The following is an 18,047-nucleotide window of genomic DNA, read 5'->3' on the forward strand; positions in this document are numbered from 1 at the left end:
CCCCAATGCCACATTGGGGACATCCACCCCCCGCCGCCACCGCCCCTCACCCCGATGGCGCGAAGCGCCGAGCCCCCCGCAAACCACGGGAGACGTACCCAAGGTGCCCAACGCACCGTGGGGGTCCGGGGGCTCGGCCCCCGGGTGCAATGACGAAACCCCACCCCGCGAAGCCGCGAAGCGGCAAGCAGGGTGGGGCTGATGGGGTGAGTGACGGGACTTGAACCCGCGACTTCCTGGACCACAACCAGGTGCTCTACCAACTGAGCTACACCCACCATGGCGAGGAACCGGCTTGCGGTACCTCGGCTGGAACATCGTAGCGTGCGGTGCGGAGCGGCTCGCACCGGGTTCGGTGATTACTCGCTCTCGGTGCCGAGGACGAGGGCCGCGGCGGCCCTTGCCTGGTCACTGCTGGGGCCGGGCTGGGGGACGAACGCCGTCCTGCGGTAGTAGTCCAGTTCGCCGATGGATTCGCGGATGTCGGCCAGTGCGCGGTGGGCGAGGCCCTTCTCCGGCTTGGCGTAGTAGATCCGCGGATACCAGCGGCGGACGAGTTCCTTCACCGACGAGACGTCGACCATCCGGTAGTGCAGGTGTTCGTCAAGGGCGGGCATGTCCCTGCTGATGAACCCGCGGTCGGTGGCGATCGAGTTGCCCGCCAGTGGCGCGTTGCGCGGTTCGGGCACGTACTCGCGTACGTAGTCGAGCACGCGCTGCTCTGCCTCGGCAAGGGTGATCTCGGACCGCCTGACCTCCTCGGTCAGCCCGGAGTGGGCGTGCATTTCCCTGACGACGTCCGGCATCGTCGCCAGCACGTCGTCTTCGGCGTGGATGACGAGGTCGAGTCCCTCGCCGAGCACGGTCAGCTCGGCGTCGGTCACCAGCACGGCGATTTCGATCAGCGCGTCCTTGGCGAGGTCGAGCCCCGTCATCTCGCAGTCGATCCAGACAAGGCGATCAGTCACCGGGGCACCCTAACGCCCCGTGCGCGGTCACCTGCTCACGACCTGCGGAGTCCGGATAGGGGTCACCCGTCTGGTGACATCGGGGGTGACGCGGTGGGGGTGGCGCGAACTCGTGCTGGACCTCTAGCTAGGTCGAAGTTGCAGGCTTGTGCGTATGACGCCGACTGCGGCGAAGGCCGCATCCTCCCGTGGCACCGGGGTGCTGTGGACGCCCGAACATCGCACCGCGAGTGCTGGGCTCGTGCTCGTGGTCACGCTCGTCGCTTTCGAGAGCATGGGCGTCGCAACCGCGATGCCGACGATGGTGGCCGAACTGCACGGCGAGGCCCTCTACGCGTGGCCGTTCCTGGCCTTCCTCATCGCCAGTGTCGTGGCCACGGTCCTGTCCGGCAGGGCCTGTGACCGCCACGGTCCGAAACCGTCCCTGCTGATCGGTCCGATGATCTTCCTGGCCGGTCTGCTCGTGGCCGGGACGGCAGGCAGCATGCCCATGCTCCTGGCCGGACGGGCGCTGCAGGGCATCGGCACGGGGACGCTGCTGGTGGCCGTGTCGCTGGTGATCGCGTTGATCTACACCGACCGCGAACGCCCGGTGGTCTATGCCGCCAACGCGGCGGCCTGGGTGCTGCCAGCGGTACTGGGGCCACCGATCGCCGGGTTGCTCACCGAACGAGTCGGCTGGCGGTGGGTCTTCCTCGGCCTCACCCCGCTGGTTCTGCTCGGCGCGGGGCTGCTGGTCGCGGTCGTGCGCAGGCTGGGTTCGCCCGCGCCGGCAAGCCCAGGCGCGCGCAGGGCTGGTGTCCTCGCGGCATTCGCGGCCGCGGGCGGGGTCACCGCGCTCACCTGGGCCGCCCAGGATCCCTCGCCGGAGGCGCTGGGATACGGCCTCGCAGGCCTGCTCGCTCTCGGGGTGGCCCTGCGTGGTCTGCTGCCGTCAGGCACCCTGCTCGCCCGGCCTGGCCTGCCGACCGTGGTGGCGTCCCGGGCGCTGATCGCCGCCTCGTTCGCCGGTATCGAGGCGTTCATTCCGCTGACGATGAGCACCGTCCACGGGTTCGGCGCCGCGGCGGCCGGGCTGCCGCTGACCGTTGCTGCGATCGGCTGGACGGCCGGTTCGATACTGCAGGGCCGCTACCCCGATTGGTCCCGCGAGCGGCTGCTTCGGTCGGGATTCTTCCTGGTCGCGGCGGCACTGGGCCTGTTCGCGGTGGTTTCGCAGCCGTGGTCGCCCGGCTGGCCGGTCTATGTCGTCAGCCTGCTCGCCGGAGCGGGAATGGGCGTCGCGATGCCCGCGATCTCGTTGTTGTTGCTGCGGTTCTCCGTTGAGCGGGAACGGGGATTCAACACCTCGGCGATGCAGCTCGGCGACTGGATGGGATCAGCCCTGACGATCGGTCTCGGTGGTGTGCTGCTCGCGGCGCTCGCGTCCGCGGCCCAGCCATCTGCCGCGATGGGCGTGCTCGCGGTCCTGATGGCGACTGTCGCGCTGACCGGCGCGGTGGTGAGCCGGCGGTGGCCGACGGCGGAGTGAGCTCGAAGGTCAGCATCAGGCAGGGCTACCCTGGACAGGCGATGACCTATCTAGACCATGCGGCCACGACACCGATGCTGCCGGAAGCCGTTGCCGCCATGACCGAGGCGCTGCCCGTAGTGGGCAACGCCTCCTCGTTGCACTCCTCGGGACGACGCGCACGGCGCGTGGTGGAGGAGGCCAGAGAGGTGATCGCGCGCGCACTCGGCGCCAAACCTTCCGAGGTCGTCTTCACCGCTGGTGGGACCGAGAGTGACAACCTCGCGGTCAAGGGCATCTACTGGGCCCGCAGGAAGGCGAGCCCCGCCCGCCGCAGGGTCCTGGCTGGAGCCGTTGAGCATCACGCCGTACTCGACACCGTGCAGTGGCTGGCCGACAACGCGGATGCGGAGATCACCTGGCTCGAGGTCGACGCCGCCGGGCGCGTGCATCCGGAGGTCCTCAAGGATGCGATCGGGGCATCCCCGGAAGATGTGGCGTTGGCCACAGTGATGTGGGCCAACAACGAGGTCGGCACCGTCAACCCGATCCCGGAACTGGCGGCGATCTGCGCCGAGCACGACATCCCGCTGCACACCGACGCGGTACAGGCGATCGGCAGTGTGCCGGTCGATTTCGCCGCGAGTGGTGCGAGCGCGTTGACACTGACCGGGCACAAGGTCGGCGGGCCGTACGGCGTCGGCGCCCTGCTGCTGGCGAGGGACACTCCGTGCGAGTCGCTGCAGCACGGCGGCGGCCAGGAACGCAACGTTCGCTCGGGCACCTTGGACGTGCCCGCGATCCACGCGTTCGCCGCCGCGATCCGGGCCGCGACGGCCGACCTGGGGGAGAGCGTGCGCACACTGACTCGGCTGCGTGACGACCTGGTCGAGGCGGTGCTGCGCGAGGTACCGGACGCACGCCTGAACGGGGCACCGACCGGAGAGACGCTCGGTTCGGCGGCGACGCCGGGACGGCTGCCCGGCAACGCACATTTCACCTTCCCCGGCTGCGCGGGCGACAGTCTCCTGATGCTGCTCGACGCCAAGGGAATCGAGTGCTCGACCGGCTCGGCCTGCACGGCAGGGGTCGCGGAGCCGAGTCACGTCCTGCTCGCGATGGGTGCGGATGCCGCTTCGGCCCGGGGTTCGCTCCGGTTCTCCCTCGGGCATACGTCCACTCAGGACGATGTGGAGGCGCTCGCGGGTGCGATCGGCGGCGTGGTGGCAAGGGCCAGGCAGGCAGGGCTGGCAGGAATGCGTAAGCAGAAGGCTGAGGTGTGACTGATGCGGGTACTGGCCGCGATGAGCGGAGGGGTGGACTCCGCGGTGGCCGCCGCACGCGCGGTGGACGCGGGCCACGAGGTCGTCGGGGTGCATCTCGCGCTCTCGGCGAAGCCGGGCACACTGCGTACGGGCTCGCGGGGTTGCTGCACGATCGAGGATTCCCACGACGCGCGCAGGGCGGCGGACCTGCTGGAGATTCCGTTCTACGTATGGGATTTCGCTGAGCGGTTCAGCGAGGAGGTCGTGGAGACCTTCGTCGGCGAGTATGCGGCGGGGCGTACGCCGAATCCGTGTGTCACCTGCAACGAGAAGATCAAGTTCGAGGCGTTGCTCGACAAGGCGATGGCGCTCGGTTTCGACGCGGTTTGCACGGGCCACTATGCCCGACTGTCCGTCGAGGACGATGTCCCGCAGTTGCGGCGCAGCGCCGACGAGGACAAGGACCAGTCCTATGTGCTCGCCTCGCTGACGCCCGAGCAGTTGCGGCACTCGTTGTTCCCGCTCGGTGACTCGCACAAGTCCGAGGTACGGGCCGAGGCGGAGCGGCGCGGGCTCGCGGTGGCGAACAAGCCGGACAGCCATGACATCTGCTTCATTCCAGATGGGGACACCAAGAAGTTCCTCGAGTCGCGGCTGGGCAGCAGGCCGGGTGAACTGGTGGACGCCGAGACCGGTGCGGTACTCGGCGAGCACACCGGGGTGCACGGGTTCACCGTCGGACAGCGGAAGGGGCTCGGCATCGACGCCCCAGCCGCCGACGGGAAACCGAGGTACGTCCTGTCGCTGGAGCCGGTATCGGGCACCGTGAAGGTCGGCTCGGCGAACGACCTCGGTGTCCGCGAGATCCAGGCCGACCGGCCGGTGTGGCCGGACCGTCCCCTGGACGGGCCGACCGAGTGCCTCGCACAGGTGCGGGCGCACGGTGGCACCGCACCCGCGGTGGCCGAGGTGGTGGACGGTCAGGTGAGTATCCGGCTCGGTGAGTCCCTGCGCGGGGTGGCGCCGGGGCAGGTCGTCGTGCTGTATCGCATCGATGACGCGGGTGACCTGGTCCTCGGCAGCGCCAAGATCGCCAGCACAACCGCGGCTTGAATCCGGCTTCTCAGCCTCATTCGCCTGTGCGGCCGTACCACGCTCGCTGCCGTACCCGAGTCAGCCACGGTGCGGGTCCCGTTTTGGGCGTCGCCTCGAAACCGAGGGCTCGACATCCGCAGGCACAGGAGATCTAATCGGGATCTCACAAGCTGATTGTCTCCGGAGGACGCCGATGACGAGCAATGTGGCTCTGCGATCCAGCACCGTCGCCGACGTGTTACGGCGCAGCGCGGCACGGGTGCCCCAGCGGGTGGCCCTGCGGTTCGCCGATCGCGAGTGGACCTACGCCGAGCTCGACGCGGCGGTGAGCAGGGCCGCGGACCGGTTGCTGTCGCTCGGGCTACGCAAAGGCGACCGGGTCGCCGCGTACGGCAAGAACTCCGACGCGTTCCTGATCGGCTTTCTCGCTTGTGCACGGGCGGGACTGGTCCACGTCCCGGTCAACTACAACCTCATCGGGGACGAGCTGGCTTACCTGATCGAGCAGTCCGGCAGTACGGTCGCGCTCGTCGACCCGCTGTTACGTGGGCACGTCGACGCGGTTGGTGAGCGGTCCGGACTCCGGCAGGTGCTGCCGTTGCGCGACGCGGCGGACTCGCTGCTCGACGCGGCCAGGTCCGGGCCGGTGCCCGAACTCGACGTCGAGATCGCCGAGACGGATCTCGTGCAGCTGCTGTACACCTCGGGGACGACGTCGCGGCCGAAGGGCGCGATGATGACGCACCGCGCGCTGGTACACGAGTATCTGTCCTGCGTCGTCGGTCTGGACCTGACCGAGCGCGACGAGCCGTTGCACGTCATGCCGCTCTACCACAGTGCGCAGATGCACGTGTTCCTGTTGCCCTGGCTCGCTGTCGGCGCGACCAACCAGTTGCTCGAGGTGCCGGATCCGGCCGAGATCCTGCGGCGTATCGCGGAGGATCGCCACGGTGCGTTCTTCGCCGCGCCGACGCTCTGGGTCGCGCTCGCGAACCACCCCGACTTCGCCGGACTGGACCTCGGCTCGTTGCGCAAGGCCTACTACGGTGCCTCGATCATGCCGGGCCCGGTACTGCAGCGACTGCGGAAGGCGATGCCGGAGCTCGGGTTCTACAACTGTTTCGGGCAGTCGGAGATCGCGCCGTTGGCGACGATCCTGCGGCCGGAGGAACACGAGCAGCGGCCCGAATCGGCCGGTCGTGCGGCCCTCTTCGTGGAGTTGCGGGTCGTGGACGACACCGGCGCCGATGTGGCCCCCGGCGAGCTGGGCGAAGTCGTCTACCGGTCGCCGCAACTGTGCCTTGGTTACTGGGACAAGCCGGAGGAGACCGCGGAAGCATTCCGTGATGGCTGGTTCCACTCGGGCGATCTGGTGCGGATCGACGACGAGGGCTATATCTACGTCGTGGACCGGATCAAGGACGTGATCAACACCGGCGGAGTCCTGGTGGCCTCACGCGAGGTCGAGGACGCGCTCTACACACATCCCGCGGTCGGCGAGGTGGCTGTCATCGGTCTGCCCGACGACAAGTGGGTGGAGGCCATCACGGCCGTGATCGTGTCCAAACCGGACTCCGAAGCTGTGGTGACGGAGCAGCAGCTCCTCGAGCACCTGCGGGCGCGGCTGTCCCCGTTCAAGGTGCCGAAGGCCGTGCACTTCGTCGAGGACCTTCCGCGCAACGCGTCCGGCAAGATCCTCAAACGCGAGTTGCGCGACAAGTTCGGCGCCGATCAGACCGTCGAGTAGTGCCGCACACCATCGGTCTCCGTCGCGCTCAACTGTCCCTTCAGTACCAGAACGTCGAGGTGTGCCGCGGTTTCGAGCACGGCCAGCGTGCGGTTGAAGATGTCGAGGTCGGCCAGCGCCCGTTTCCTCCTGGTCCAGCCGAGTGCGCCAGCTGACTCGAAGGCCGTGCTCGCGCCAGCCGCCACGGTCTCGGCGGTGGCGGTCAGCCGTTCGTCGTGGTGCGCCAGCAATTCGTCCACCCGGGCATGGGCGCTGGTGGTGACCGGGCCGTGTGCGGGCAGCAGCATCCGGTCGGGTCGTTCGCGGATGAGCCGCAGCGAGTCCAGGTAATCGCGCAACGGCAGCTCGACCGGCTCCGGCTGGAAGCCGATCGACGGAGTGATGTGCGGCAGTACGTGGTCGCCGGAGAAGAGCAGGCCCGCGTTCGGATCGTCGAAGACGACATGCCCCGCGGTGTGTCCTGGCGTGTGCACGATCTCCAGATCGCGGCCGGGCAACACCTCGCGGGAGCCAGGGACGAGCCATTCGTCCGGCAGTTCATAGTCCCGGGCACCTTGGGGGGACGCGCCGAACGTGCTCGCCAGTTCGTCGAGCAGTACCTCGGCACCGGAGTTGATCAGTAGCCTGCCCTGCGCGTGCATCACCCGGGTGTCGGGGTTGGCCGAGGCCTGCACCGAAGGCTCCTCGAGTTTGCCGAGCGCGACAGTGCCGCCGAACTCGCGGCGCAGGGCGATCGCCTGCGTGTAGTGGTCGCGGTGCATGTGCGTGATCAGGAACTCGCCGATGTCGCCGAGGTCCGCCCCGATCGCGCGCAGCGCGGTACGCAGCAACGTCCGCGCCTCGTCCAGTGCCCAGCCGGAGTCGATCAGCACCAGGCCGGCACCGTTGGTCACGGCGTAGACGTTGACCGCCTTCAGGCCGTCGTTCGGCAGCGGCAGGGGGATCCGGTACACGCCGGGTGCGACGGTGTAGATGCCCGGCTCGGTCCAGTCGTTGCTGCTGGTCTCCGGAAGCGGTTCCACGATGACCTCGTTGTCTGTTGGCGTTTACCGGCTGAGTTCTCGATTCGACCAGGGAACAGGCCTCGGCAGGAGGCAGTTGAGACGCGCGTCACCCACAGACCGACCGGTATCCCGGCACGATCATGCGCGGCGGAGTGTGGGCTCGCCGCGCACGGCGTGACAACACCGCCGGCTCGATGGGCCACACTGTCGTTGTGCACGAAGAGTCAGCCCAGGAAGTGAAGTGGCCGCGCGGTGCCGGCACCGGTATCGGATCGATGCCAGGTACGGACGCGGCGGAAACCGCGGCGATCGTCCTCGGCGAGCTGCCCGACCTGCCGTATCTGCCGGAACTGCCCGAACGCGGTGTCGGGGCCGACCTGATCGGCCGGAGCTGCGGCCTGCTGGTCGACCTCGCGGTCGAGGTCGTGCCGAGCGGCTACCGGGTCGCGAGCAGGCCAGGACGGCACTACCGCCGAGCCGTGGATCTCATGCGCTGGGACCTCGACGCCCTCGAGGACGCCCGGCAACGGGCCGGTGCGCATCCCCGGCTGATCAAGACACAGGTGGCGGGGCCGTGGACTCTGACCGCGAACGTCGAGACCGCCCGAGGGCATCGGGTCCTCACCGACCACGGCGCTGTCCGCGAGTTCACCGAGTCGCTCATCGAAGGCCTCGCCGCGCACGTGGGCGAACTGCGGGAACGCACCGGCGCGGCCGTCATCGTGCAGTTCGACGAGCCGACCCTGCCCGAGGTCCTCGCCGGTTCCCTGCCGACCGCCTCCGGCTACGACACGGTGTCCGCCGTCCGGGCACCGGAGGCTCGGGACCTGCTGGTGAAGGTCGTTCAGGCGATGGAGCGGGCCACCGGGAATCCAGTGGTGCTGCACTGCTGCGCGCCGCGACCGCCGATGGCGTTGCTGCACTCGACCGGCGCGGGAGCCATCTCCTTCGACGCCACGACCCTCGACGGCGCGCCCGCCGCGCTGCTCGACGAGATCGGCGAGACCTGGGACTCGGGTACCGAACTGCTGCTCGGCCTCGTGCCAGGTATGGAACCGCAGCGGTGGCCCAGCCTGAAGGAGGCCGCAGGTCCCGCGTTGCGGCTGGTGGACCGGCTGGGCTTCAACCGGTCGATCCTTGCCGAGCGTGCGGTCGCCACTCCCGTCTGCGGGCTGGCGGGGGCTACCGGGGAGTGGACGCGCAGGGCGTTGTCGCTGACCCGCGAGCTCGGGAAGGCCTTCGTCGAGCCGCCCGAAAGCTGGTAGGCAGGCGTGGTGCGATTTCTCCGCGGACTGCTGTCGAGGACCAGGCGGGACGAGCCGGTCGATCCGCGTACGCGGTGGCCGGATCAGCCGGTGCCGGAGGACCCGAGGGCCGCCGCGCGACTGTTCTGGGAGAGCTGGTTCGATCTGCTGCCGCAGATCAGCGCGGCACTGGGCGACGGGGAGCCGCAGCGCGTCGAGCACGAACTCTGCCGAGCGGTCGCGCTCGTGCATCCGGACCTGCACTTCTCCCTGGAACGCGGGCAGCGGGCGATCTACGCGCTGGTCGTCACGGGACAGGAGGATCCGGCCCTGCGGCCGTTCACCGACGCCTGGAAGGCCGCCGCTCCTGCGGAGGACGGGATGTGGGAGTACCACGATTCGGTACCACCGGTGCCGGATCCGACCGAGGTGACGGTGAATCTGGGGGCGACCCGGTTGGCGCTCGCCGAGGTCAGGGTGGCCGCGCAGGTCGATCAGGTGGAACAGGTCGTTGATGTAGCCGTGCACCATCCGGCTCTGGCTGGCCTGGGCGGGCCCGCCCGTTCCGCGCTGACCTTCCTGCCGCTCGACGCCACCCTCGGCGAGCGACTGGCCGCCGAGCGGCTGCGCCGGGTCGAGACCGCCGACCTGGAACCCGAGGGCGCCATCTCACTGCTGGAGCTGCGCGAACTGGTTCGTGGCCTGGGCTCTGGCGATGAGGCTGGCAGATGATCGCGGGGGCGCGTTGTTGGACAGGCACTGAGATTGTCGGTGCACACCACTAGGCTCACCCCCTGTGAGCAGCGAGGAACTCCCCGAGGACCAGATCGATGTAGCCGTCGCCGAGGACATCGGCGACGTGCCTGCCGAGGTGCGGGAGCGCCATGCCGCCCTCGCCGAGGAAGTCCGGGGGCATCAGTTCCGGTACTACCTGCTGGACTCGCCGACCATCTCCGATGGCGAGTTCGACACCTTGTTCCAGGAACTGCAGAAGCTCGAGGCGCGGCATCCGGGCCTCGCGACGCCCGACTCGCCGACCCAGCAGGTCGGCGGCACGTTCTCCACGGACTTCACCGCACATGACCATCTCGAGCGGATGCTCAGCCTGGACAACGCGTTCGATACCGACGAGCTACTGGCCTGGGTGGACCGGGTCGAGCGCGAGGTCGGGTCGACGCAGTACCTCTGCGAGCTGAAGATCGACGGGCTGGCGATCAACCTCCTTTACCAGAACGGGAAGCTCACTCGCGCGCTGACCAGGGGGGATGGGCGAACGGGCGAGGACGTCACGCTCAATGTGCGCACCCTGGACCAGGTCCCTGACACCCTCACCGGAACCGACGAGTTCCCCGTCCCAGTGCTCGTGGAGGTGCGCGGGGAGGTTTTCTTCCGCGAGGAGGATTTCCTTGAACTCAACGCACGCCTGGTCGAGGCGGGCAAGCCACCGTTCGCCAACCCCCGCAACACGGCCGCGGGTTCACTGCGGCAGAAGGACCCTAGGGTCACCAGGTCCCGCAAGCTGCGGCTGATCTGCCACGGGCTCGGCAGGCGGGAGGGGTTCGAGCCGGTCCGGCAGTCCGAGGCCTACGACGCCCTTGCCGCCTGGGGATTGCCCGTTTCCGCGCACGGCAAGGTGATCGAGTCGGCGAAAGGGCTGGCCGAGCACGTCGAGTACTGGGGAGAACACCGGCACGACGCCGAACACGAGATCGACGGCGTAGTGATCAAGGTCGACCAGGTCTCGCTGCAGCGCAGGCTCGGGAGCACCTCCAGGGCGCCGCGCTGGGCCATCGCCTACAAGTACGCGCCAGAAGAGGCGACGACCACCCTTCTGGACATTCAGGTCAACGTCGGCAGGACCGGCCGCGTCACTCCTTTCGCCGTGATGGAGCCGGTCAAGGTGGCGGGTTCCACCGTCGCCATGGCCACGCTGCACAACGGCGAGGAGGTCAAGCGCAAGGGTGTCCTGATCGGGGACCGGGTGGTGATCCGCAAGGCGGGCGACGTCATCCCCGAGGTGCTGGGACCGGTGGTGGATGCGCGTACCGGCGAGGAACGCGAGTTCGTGATGCCGACACGCTGCCCGGAATGCCACACCTCGCTGGCCTACCAGAAAGAGGGCGATGTCGATATTCGCTGCCCGAACTCGCGGTCCTGCCCGGCGCAGTTACGGGAGCGGTTGTTCCACCTGGCCGGGCGCGGCGCTTTCGACATCGAGGTACTCGGTTACGAGGCGGCTTCGGCGCTGTTGTCCTCGGGCGTGCTGGCCGACGAGGGTGACATCTTCGATCTCGACGAGGAGCAGCTGCTGGCCACCGACCTCTTCCGGACCAAGGCCGGAGCGCTCTCGGCCAACGGTGAGCGGTTGCTGAAGAACCTCGGCAACGCCAAGGATCGTCCGCTGTGGAAGGTGATCGTCGGCCTGTCCATCCGGCACGTGGGCCCCACCGCGGCACAGGCGCTCGCGAGGGAGTTCGGCTCGCTGGAACGGATCGAGAACGCGAGCGAGCAGGAACTGTCCGATGTGGATGGCGTGGGGCCGACGATCGCTCATGCGGTGCAGGAGTGGTTCGAGGTCGACTGGCATCGCGAGGTGGTGCAGAAGTGGCGGGCGGCCGGCGTCCGGATGGAGGAGGAGCGGGATACATCGGTACCCCGGCATCTGGAGGGGCTATCCATTGTGGTCACCGGCTCACTGCCCGGGTTCTCCAGGGACGAGGCCAAGGAGGCGATCATGTCCCGGGGCGGGAAGGCCGCGAGCTCGGTGTCCAAGAAGACGGCGTTCGTCGTGGTCGGCGACGCCCCCGGTTCGAAGTACGAGAAGGCGGTCCAGCTGAAGGTGCCGGTGCTGGACGAGGACGGCTTCCGGGTGCTGCTCGATCGTGGTCCCGATGCGGCGGCAGAGGTGGCGCTTCCGGCAGATTCCGATACTACGGCTGGGGAGTAGCGCGATGGGGGACATTTTCGTCCGCGGAGCACGGGCGGGAGAACTCGCCGAGATCGGTGAGCTGACCGTCGGGGCATACCGGGCGGACGGTCACGTCGGCGACGCGGTTCAGGACGGGTACGCGGCGCAGTTGCGAGACGCGGCCTTGCGGGCCGAGCACGCGGAGCTGTTGGTCGCGGTGGACGCCGACGACAGCCTGCTCGGCTCGGTGACCGTCGTGCGACCAGGATCGAGATTCGCCGAGATCTCGGTGGACGGCGAGCTGGAGTTCCGGATGCTGGCCGTCGCGCCGGCTGCCAGGGGACGCGGGGTCGGCGCGGCGCTGGCCCAGGCGGTGATCGACCGGGGACATGCGCTGGGCGTGCACCGGATCGTGCTGTGCAGCCTGGACGTGATGTACACCGCCCACCGGCTCTACGAACGGCTCGGTTTCCGGAGGCTGCCGGAGCGGGACTGGAAGCCAGCGCCGGATGTCCGGCTCCTCACCTTCGGGCTCGACCTCACCGCCTGACCCGGATCTGCCAACTCGCGCCCGGGATCTGCCAACTCGCCCACCGGATCTGCGAACTCGCGCCCGGGATCTGCCAATTCGCGCCCGGGATCTGCCAATTCGCGCCCGGGATCTGCGAACTCAGTCGTCGGGTTTGTTGGTTCGGCGGCGGCGTTGGTGGCGGAGGACGAGGATCGAGGCGGCCACGATGAGGCCGGCGACGATCGCCGGGAGGATGCCGAACTGGTCGAGGATGCGGTCCGTCAGCTGCCTGCTTCGGGAGGTCGGGTCGGCCAGCACGAGGGTGACGAACACGGCTGCCAGCACGGTCACGCCGCCGAGTAGCCAGTGACCACGTCTGCCGGTCAACCCCGCGCGCCTGCGGATGACCCGCCCCGCCCGGAGTATTCGGCCGGCGCGTAGCACGCGCAACGCGCCGATGGAGAGGATCAGCCGCACGATCTGCACCGGGCCGACGAGAAAGACCACTGCGGGGACGGCGGCCACCGTCACGAGTAGCTTCCACCGGTGCGTGCGGACCCACGCCACGATATCCCTGCTGAACCAGAGCAGTACCAGCGACTCGCTGAGCAGAACCACGAGCGAGGCCCAGTTCAGCACCTTGCCGACGACAATGGTCGTCTCGTCACCGGTGGTGGTGAGGAACACCGCGGGCACCGACACCAGTGCGGCGATCAGAACCGGAATCGCCAGCCGCTCCTCCATCCGCTCGGCACGGGAGTCGCGTTCGGTTTCGTTCTGGTCCTCGTCCTCACCCATATCGCCACGTCGCTGTCCCGGGCACAGTGCCCGGGCGGCTTCAGCTGTCCAGCACTACTGCCACGATGCCGGCGAAATGGGCCAGCCGGGCTACTTCGGCGGCCCGGAACATCGGGCCGCCGGGCCGCCCGACCAGCAGGGTCCGGTCCGGCTTGCCGAGCGGTGTCGCCGCGAGTTCCGTGCCGAGCTCCTGCCAGGTGTCGGGGACCCAGGTGTCCTCGCCGTCGAGCACGGTGGCGCGCTCGAGCGGCAGCCAGGGCAAATCGGTGACCGAGGCCTCCGGAGCCGCGCTGGACGCCGCGAGGCGGTGCACCCCGTCGTCGGCGTAGTGCAGAACCAGCGCCCACCCCGCACGGATGATCTTCGGTACGCCCTCGGCCAGCACGGTCAGCCCGGTGGAGGGCTGTGCCGCGATCTCCTCGACGAGTTCCAGCTCGCGATGAGTGTCCAGGACCCCCGCGTACGGGCGGACGGCGTCGACCTCAACGCCCTCGACACTCTCGGCGGCGGTGATCAGCGCGTCGGGCAGCCTGCCGGAGGGCAGCTCGACGACCAGGTCGTCGATCGCCACACCGGACCCACGTTCCACCACGTCGACGCTGAGGATGTCCGCGCCGACCGTGCCGAGTGCCGTGGCCACGGCGCCGAGGGTCCCCGGGCTGTCCGGGAGTTGTACCCGGATCAGGAAGGACAACGCGAACCCCTCTCGGGTCTGCCCTCCAGCCTTGCCGTGGAGGGCGCTACTGCCGCCGGCCGCCATGGTTGCTCGCACCGGCCGCCGATTGTGGCAGACGGGCCCCATGACCGGGACTGCCGTCCGTCCAGCGAGATCGTCTTGTGCCCGCACACCGTCACTCTTGCGCCGGTCGTGCGGACACAGCCTGCACGGTAACCCGGTCGAGTCTCGGTAAGGCCTCGCCATAGAATTGGTTCTTCGAACCCGCACCCGACCAGCACACCCCGGGAGACACCCGCGTGCCCAATATTTCCCGCGACGAAGTCGCGCATCTCGCCAAGCTGGCCAGGCTCGCCGTCACCGACGAGGAACTGAACACCTTCGCCGGGCAGCTCGACCAGATCCTGGACGCGGTGGCGAAGGTGGGCGAGGTCGCGAACTCCGACATCCCGCCGACCTCGCACGCCGTGCCGCTGACCAACGTGTTCCGCGACGATGTCGTGCGGCCTGGGCTCACGCAGGAGCAGGCGCTCTCCGGGGCGCCCGCGGCCGAGGAAGGCCGGTTCCGGGTGCCGCAGATTCTGGGGGATGAGGAATGAGCGACCGGCACCGTGACCGTTGCGGGTACGGCACTGAGCGATGTGCAGCCCGCCGGCGAGTGAGGCAGGGGACATGAGCGACCGGCACCGTGACCGAAGCGGGTACGGCACTGAGCGATGTGCAGCCCGCCGGCGAGTGAGGCAAGAACTATGAGCGAGCTGACCAGGCTTACCGCGGCCGAGCTCGCGGGCCGCATCCACTCCGGCGAGGTGTCCTCGGTCGAGGTGACGCAGGCGCACCTGGACCGTATCGGCGAGGTCGACGGCGCCGTACACGCGTTCCTGCACGTCGACGCCGAGGGCGCGCTCGACGCCGCTCGTGCGGTGGACACGCGGATCGCTTCGGGCGATCGGCCCGCTTCCCCGTTGGCCGGTGTGCCGCTGGCGCTGAAGGACGTGCTCACCACCGACGGTATGCCCACCACCTGTGGTTCCAAGACTCTCGAGGGCTGGCTGCCGCCATACGACGCCACCGTCACCCGCAGGCTGCGCGAGGCCGGTGTGCCGATCCTCGGCAAGACCAATATGGACGAGTTCGCGATGGGCTCATCCACGGAGAACTCCGCTTTCGGGCCCACCCACAACCCCTGGGACCGCGATCGCATCCCCGGCGGCTCCGGCGGCGGCTCCTCGGCCTCCCTGGCCGCCTTCGAGGCGCCGCTGGCGATCGGTACCGACACCGGTGGCTCGATCCGCCAGCCCGGTTCCGTCACCGGCACGGTCGGGGTCAAGCCGACCTACGGTGGTGTGTCCCGCTACGGCCTCGTGGCGTTCTCGTCCTCGCTGGACCAGGCGGGTCCCTGCGCGCGGACCGTGCTGGACGCCGCCTTGTTGCACGAGGTGATCGGCGGGCACGACCCGCTCGACGCGACCTCGATCGACGCGCCGGTGCCGCCGGTTGTCGCGGCCGCCAGGGAGGGCGCCAACGGCGACCTCAAGGGGGTCCGGGTCGGTGTGGTCAAGGAGTTCGCCGGCGAGGGCTACCAGCCGGGTGTGCTGGCCTCCTTCGAAGCCGCCGTACAGCAGCTGCGTGAGCTGGGTGCCGAGGTCGTCGAGGTGTCCTGCCCCAACTTCAATCTGGCGTTGCCCGCCTACTACCTGATCGCGCCGAGTGAGTGCTCCTCGAACCTCGCGCGTTTCGACGCCATGCGTTACGGCCTGCGGGTGGGCGACGACGGCACGCGCAGTGCCGAGGAGGTCATGTCGCTGACCCGCGAGGCCGGCTTCGGCGCCGAGGTCAAGCGCCGGATCATGCTCGGTACCTACGCGTTGTCCTCGGGCTACTACGACGCCTACTACGGCTCGGCCCAGAAGGTGCGCACGCTCATCTCCCGGGACTTCGACTCGGCGTTCGAGCGGGTCGACGTGCTGGTCTCGCCGACGACGCCGACCACGGCGTTCAAGATCGGCGAGCGGGCGGACGACCCGATGGCGATGTACCTCGCGGACCTCTGCACCATCCCGTCCAACCTGGCGGGAAACGCCGCGATGAGCGTGCCCAGTGGCCTCTCCGCCGACGACGGCCTGCCGGTCGGGCTGCAGATCATGGCCCCCGCGCTGGCAGATGACCGGCTATACCGGGTGGGCGCGGCCTACGAGACGGCCCGCGAAGCCGCCGAGGGTCCGCTGCTGAACCGCGTGCCGGAGTTGAAGGGAGCGGCACTGTGACCGCGCTGGTCGAACTGCTGGACTACGACGAGGTCATCTCCCGATTCGACCCGGTACTCGGGCTCGAGGTGCACGTCGAGATGTCCACCGCGACGAAGATGTTCTGCGGCTGTGTGAACCGGTTCGGCGGCGAGCCGAACACCCACGTCTGCCCGACCTGTCTCGGAATGCCGGGAGCGCTTCCGGTGGTCAACGGCAAGGCCGTCGAGTCGGCGATGCGGATCGGGCTCGCGCTGAACTGCGAGATCGCGTCCTGGTGCAGGTTCGCGAGGAAGAACTACTTCTATCCGGACATGCCGAAGAACTTCCAGACCTCGCAGTACGACGAGCCGATCGCCTTCAACGGCTACCTCGACGTCCCGCTGGACGACGGCGAGGTCGTGCGGGTCGAGATCGAGCGCGCGCATATGGAGGAGGACACCGGCAAGTCGCTGCACGTGGGCGGCGCGACCGGCCGAATCCACGGGGCCGAGCACTCGCTGCTGGACTACAACCGCGCCGGCGTGCCGCTGATCGAGATCGTCACGAAGCCGATCACCGGTATGGGAGCACGCGCTCCGGAGGTCGCCCGCGCGTACGTGACCGCCCTGCGCGACCTGCTGCGGGCGCTGGACGTCTCCGACGTGCGGATGGACCAGGGATCGCTGCGTTGCGACGCGAACATCTCGCTGATGGAGAAGACCGCGAGCGAGTTCGGCACCCGCACCGAGACGAAGAACGTCAACTCTCTGCGCAGTGTCGAACGGGCCGTGCGCTACGAGATGACCCGCCAGGGTGCGGTGCTGGTTGGCGGCGGCACCATCAAGCAGGAGACGCGGCACTTCCAGGAGTCCGACGGCAGCACCTCGCCCGGGCGGACGAAGGAAACCGCCGAGGACTACCGCTACTTCCCGGAGCCGGACCTGGTGCCGATCGCGCCGACCCGCGAATGGGTCGAACAACTGCGCCAGACGCTGCCGGAGCTGCCGTGGGAGCGGCGCAAGCGAATCAAGGACGAGTGGGGCCTCACCGACGAGGAGCTGCGCGATCTGATCAACACCGGCGCGGCCGATCTGGTCGCTGCCACGGTGGACGCGGGAGCCGCGCCAGGGGAGGCCAGGAGCTGGTGGGTGCAGTACCTGACCCAGCAGGCCAACACTCGTGAGGTCGAACTGGCGGAACTGCCGATCAAGCCGGCCCAGGTCGCGCGGGTGATCGAACTGGTGGGCTCCGGTGAGCTGACCAACAAGATGGGCCGCGAGGTCGTCCAGGGCGTACTGGACGGGGAAGGCGAGCCGGACGAGGTCGTGGACAAGCGTGGCCTCAAGGTGGTTTCGGACGACTCCGCCCTGCTCACAGCGGTGGACGAGGCCCTGGCCGGGGCGCCCGATGTCGCGGACAAGATCCGCGGCGGCAAGGTGCAGGCCGCCGGGGCCATCGTCGGCGCGGTGATGAAGGCGACCAAGGGTCAGGCCGACGCCAAACGAGTCCGTGAGCTGATCCTGGAACGGGTCAACGGCAGTTGAATCTGCCCCGCTTCCGCCCGGCCGCGGTGACCTGGCGTGAGTGGCTCGGTCTTGCTGCGGGGCTGCTCGCGCTCGTATCGCTGTTGTTGCCCTGGACCGTCCTCGAAGCGACGGATCCCGAGCTGACCTCGGTGCTGGCGGAGTTGCCCCGCGAAGATGTCGTCCGTGACGTCTGGAAGGCCGGGTTCTTCGCCTGGTTCCCTCCGCTCGTGCTGCTGCTCGCCGGGCTGGCGGTCGCCCTGTTCGGGCAGGTCCGCGCGGTGCGAGTGGCAGGCCTGCCGCAGTTGTGGCTGGTCGCGGCAGTGGTGGCACTGGCGCTGCTGGTGATCGGCTGGTTCACCCTGGGCTGGCAGTTCGGCGTCGAACAGCGTGCGTTGCTGGCGGATGCCGGAATCACCATCGGGCCGGGAGCCGGGCGGGTACTGGCGACGGTGGCAGGCGCGGCGTCGTTGCTCGCCGCCGTCCTCGACCTCCGGGCAGGCAAGCCCGCTCGCGTGCGCGCACGCAGGATGTCCCCAATGTGGCATTGGGGACGTTGAAGTTCCCTAA

16 protein-coding genes and 1 tRNA gene are annotated in these 18,047 nt (G+C 69.0%); 12 read left to right on the forward strand and 5 right to left on the reverse strand.

Annotated elements, in window-relative coordinates:
* Nucleotides 1–202 precede the first annotated feature (202 nt).
* Together D0C15_RS28990 and orn are read right to left on the reverse strand one after the other, a co-directional pair.
* A tRNA-His gene (locus D0C15_RS28990) sits at nucleotides 203–278 on the reverse strand.
* Between the two features lie 81 nt (nucleotides 279–359).
* The gene (orn, locus tag D0C15_RS28995; protein WP_116051310.1) at nucleotides 360–968 is read right to left on the reverse strand and encodes an oligoribonuclease; all 609 of its coding nucleotides are present in this window, start codon (nucleotides 966–968) and stop codon (nucleotides 360–362) included.
* 154 nt (nucleotides 969–1,122) lie between these two features.
* On the opposite strand from orn, the gene D0C15_RS29000 reads away from it, so the two are divergent.
* The 4 genes from D0C15_RS29000 to D0C15_RS29015 all read left to right on the forward strand — a co-directional run bounded on the left by D0C15_RS29000 (nucleotide 1,123) and on the right by D0C15_RS29015 (nucleotide 6,585).
* Nucleotides 1,123–2,499 carry an MFS transporter gene (locus D0C15_RS29000; RefSeq protein ID WP_116051311.1) on the forward strand — a complete coding sequence of 459 codons (1,377 nt, stop codon included), beginning with the start codon at nucleotides 1,123–1,125 and terminating at the stop codon, nucleotides 2,497–2,499.
* A 41-nt stretch (nucleotides 2,500–2,540) separates the two neighbouring features.
* Entirely contained in the window at nucleotides 2,541–3,761 is a 1,221-nt protein-coding gene (locus D0C15_RS29005) for a cysteine desulfurase family protein (RefSeq protein ID WP_116051332.1), read from the forward strand.
* Between the two features lie 3 nt (nucleotides 3,762–3,764).
* A complete protein-coding gene (gene mnmA / locus D0C15_RS29010) occupies nucleotides 3,765–4,856 on the forward strand; it encodes a tRNA 2-thiouridine(34) synthase MnmA (protein ID WP_116051312.1) in 1,092 nt (363 codons plus the stop codon).
* Between the two features lie 175 nt (nucleotides 4,857–5,031).
* Nucleotides 5,032–6,585, forward strand: a complete 1,554-nt coding sequence (locus D0C15_RS29015; protein WP_116051313.1) for an acyl-CoA synthetase — start codon at nucleotides 5,032–5,034, stop codon at nucleotides 6,583–6,585.
* Here the strand turns inward: D0C15_RS29015 and D0C15_RS29020 are convergent.
* A complete protein-coding gene (locus tag D0C15_RS29020) occupies nucleotides 6,570–7,607 on the reverse strand; it encodes an MBL fold metallo-hydrolase (RefSeq protein WP_116051314.1) in 1,038 nt (345 codons plus the stop codon). The two genes, D0C15_RS29015 and D0C15_RS29020, sit on opposite strands and share 16 nt — an antisense overlap.
* 176 nt (nucleotides 7,608–7,783) lie before the next feature.
* Between D0C15_RS29020 and D0C15_RS29025 the strand changes: the two genes are divergently transcribed.
* From D0C15_RS29025 to D0C15_RS29040, 4 genes are all read left to right on the forward strand, one after another.
* Nucleotides 7,784–8,854, forward strand: a complete 1,071-nt coding sequence (locus D0C15_RS29025; protein WP_211323369.1) for a methionine synthase — start codon at nucleotides 7,784–7,786, stop codon at nucleotides 8,852–8,854.
* Nucleotides 8,855–8,863: 9 nt separating this feature from the next.
* Nucleotides 8,864–9,565: a hypothetical protein gene (locus D0C15_RS29030; RefSeq protein ID WP_245976370.1), complete on the forward strand. Its 702-nt coding sequence runs from the start codon at nucleotides 8,864–8,866 to the stop codon at nucleotides 9,563–9,565.
* A 64-nt stretch (nucleotides 9,566–9,629) separates the two neighbouring features.
* Nucleotides 9,630–11,780 carry an NAD-dependent DNA ligase LigA gene (gene ligA / locus D0C15_RS29035; protein ID WP_116051315.1) on the forward strand — a complete coding sequence of 717 codons (2,151 nt, stop codon included), beginning with the start codon at nucleotides 9,630–9,632 and terminating at the stop codon, nucleotides 11,778–11,780.
* 4 nt (nucleotides 11,781–11,784) lie between these two features.
* Nucleotides 11,785–12,291 carry a GNAT family N-acetyltransferase gene (locus D0C15_RS29040; protein WP_116051316.1) on the forward strand — a complete coding sequence of 169 codons (507 nt, stop codon included), beginning with the start codon at nucleotides 11,785–11,787 and terminating at the stop codon, nucleotides 12,289–12,291.
* Between the two features lie 120 nt (nucleotides 12,292–12,411).
* Here the strand turns inward: D0C15_RS29040 and D0C15_RS29045 are convergent, their stop codons facing one another.
* Together D0C15_RS29045 and D0C15_RS29050 are read right to left on the reverse strand one after the other, a co-directional pair.
* Nucleotides 12,412–13,050, reverse strand: coding sequence for a hypothetical protein (locus D0C15_RS29045; protein WP_116051317.1), 639 nt, complete (start codon nucleotides 13,048–13,050; stop codon nucleotides 12,412–12,414).
* A gap of 40 nt (nucleotides 13,051–13,090) precedes the next feature.
* The gene (locus D0C15_RS29050; protein ID WP_116051335.1) at nucleotides 13,091–13,744 is read right to left on the reverse strand and encodes an ACT domain-containing protein; all 654 of its coding nucleotides are present in this window, start codon (nucleotides 13,742–13,744) and stop codon (nucleotides 13,091–13,093) included.
* 281 nt (nucleotides 13,745–14,025) lie between these two features.
* Between D0C15_RS29050 and gatC the strand changes: the two genes are divergently transcribed.
* From gatC to D0C15_RS29070, 4 genes are all read left to right on the forward strand, one after another.
* On the forward strand, nucleotides 14,026–14,325 hold the full coding sequence (gene gatC / locus D0C15_RS29055) for an Asp-tRNA(Asn)/Glu-tRNA(Gln) amidotransferase subunit GatC (RefSeq protein WP_116051318.1): 300 nt from the start codon (nucleotides 14,026–14,028) through the stop codon (nucleotides 14,323–14,325).
* Between the two features lie 150 nt (nucleotides 14,326–14,475).
* Nucleotides 14,476–15,993 carry an Asp-tRNA(Asn)/Glu-tRNA(Gln) amidotransferase subunit GatA gene (gatA, locus tag D0C15_RS29060; RefSeq protein WP_116051319.1) on the forward strand — a complete coding sequence of 506 codons (1,518 nt, stop codon included), beginning with the start codon at nucleotides 14,476–14,478 and terminating at the stop codon, nucleotides 15,991–15,993.
* On the forward strand, nucleotides 15,990–17,498 hold the full coding sequence (gene gatB / locus D0C15_RS29065; protein WP_116051320.1) for an Asp-tRNA(Asn)/Glu-tRNA(Gln) amidotransferase subunit GatB: 1,509 nt from the start codon (nucleotides 15,990–15,992) through the stop codon (nucleotides 17,496–17,498). The genes gatA and gatB overlap by 4 nt, the downstream gene beginning before the upstream one ends.
* Nucleotides 17,495–18,037, forward strand: a complete 543-nt coding sequence (locus D0C15_RS29070) for a hypothetical protein (protein ID WP_245976371.1) — start codon at nucleotides 17,495–17,497, stop codon at nucleotides 18,035–18,037. Before gatB ends, D0C15_RS29070 begins: the two co-directional genes overlap by 4 nt.
* The last annotated feature ends 10 nt before the right edge of the window (nucleotides 18,038–18,047 follow it).

Source organism: Amycolatopsis palatopharyngis, assembly GCF_003385185.1.
GTDB classification, from domain to species: domain Bacteria; phylum Actinomycetota; class Actinomycetes; order Mycobacteriales; family Pseudonocardiaceae; genus Amycolatopsis; species Amycolatopsis palatopharyngis.

Coding starts and splice junctions, on each gene's coding strand:
- D0C15_RS29005 (WP_116051332.1), top strand. CDS start 2,541: ATGACCTATCTAGACCATGCGGCCACGACACCGATGCTGCCGGAAGCC.
- D0C15_RS29015 (WP_116051313.1), top strand. CDS start 5,032: ATGACGAGCAATGTGGCTCTGCGATCCAGCACCGTCGCCGACGTGTTA.
- D0C15_RS29025 (WP_211323369.1), top strand. CDS start 7,784: ATGGGCCACACTGTCGTTGTGCACGAAGAGTCAGCCCAGGAAGTGAAG.
- D0C15_RS29040 (WP_116051316.1), top strand. CDS start 11,785: ATGGGGGACATTTTCGTCCGCGGAGCACGGGCGGGAGAACTCGCCGAG.
- gatA (WP_116051319.1), top strand. CDS start 14,476: ATGAGCGAGCTGACCAGGCTTACCGCGGCCGAGCTCGCGGGCCGCATC.
- mnmA (WP_116051312.1), top strand. CDS start 3,765: ATGCGGGTACTGGCCGCGATGAGCGGAGGGGTGGACTCCGCGGTGGCC.
- D0C15_RS29045 (WP_116051317.1), bottom strand. CDS start 13,050: ATGGGTGAGGACGAGGACCAGAACGAAACCGAACGCGACTCCCGTGCC.
- D0C15_RS29000 (WP_116051311.1), top strand. CDS start 1,123: ATGACGCCGACTGCGGCGAAGGCCGCATCCTCCCGTGGCACCGGGGTG.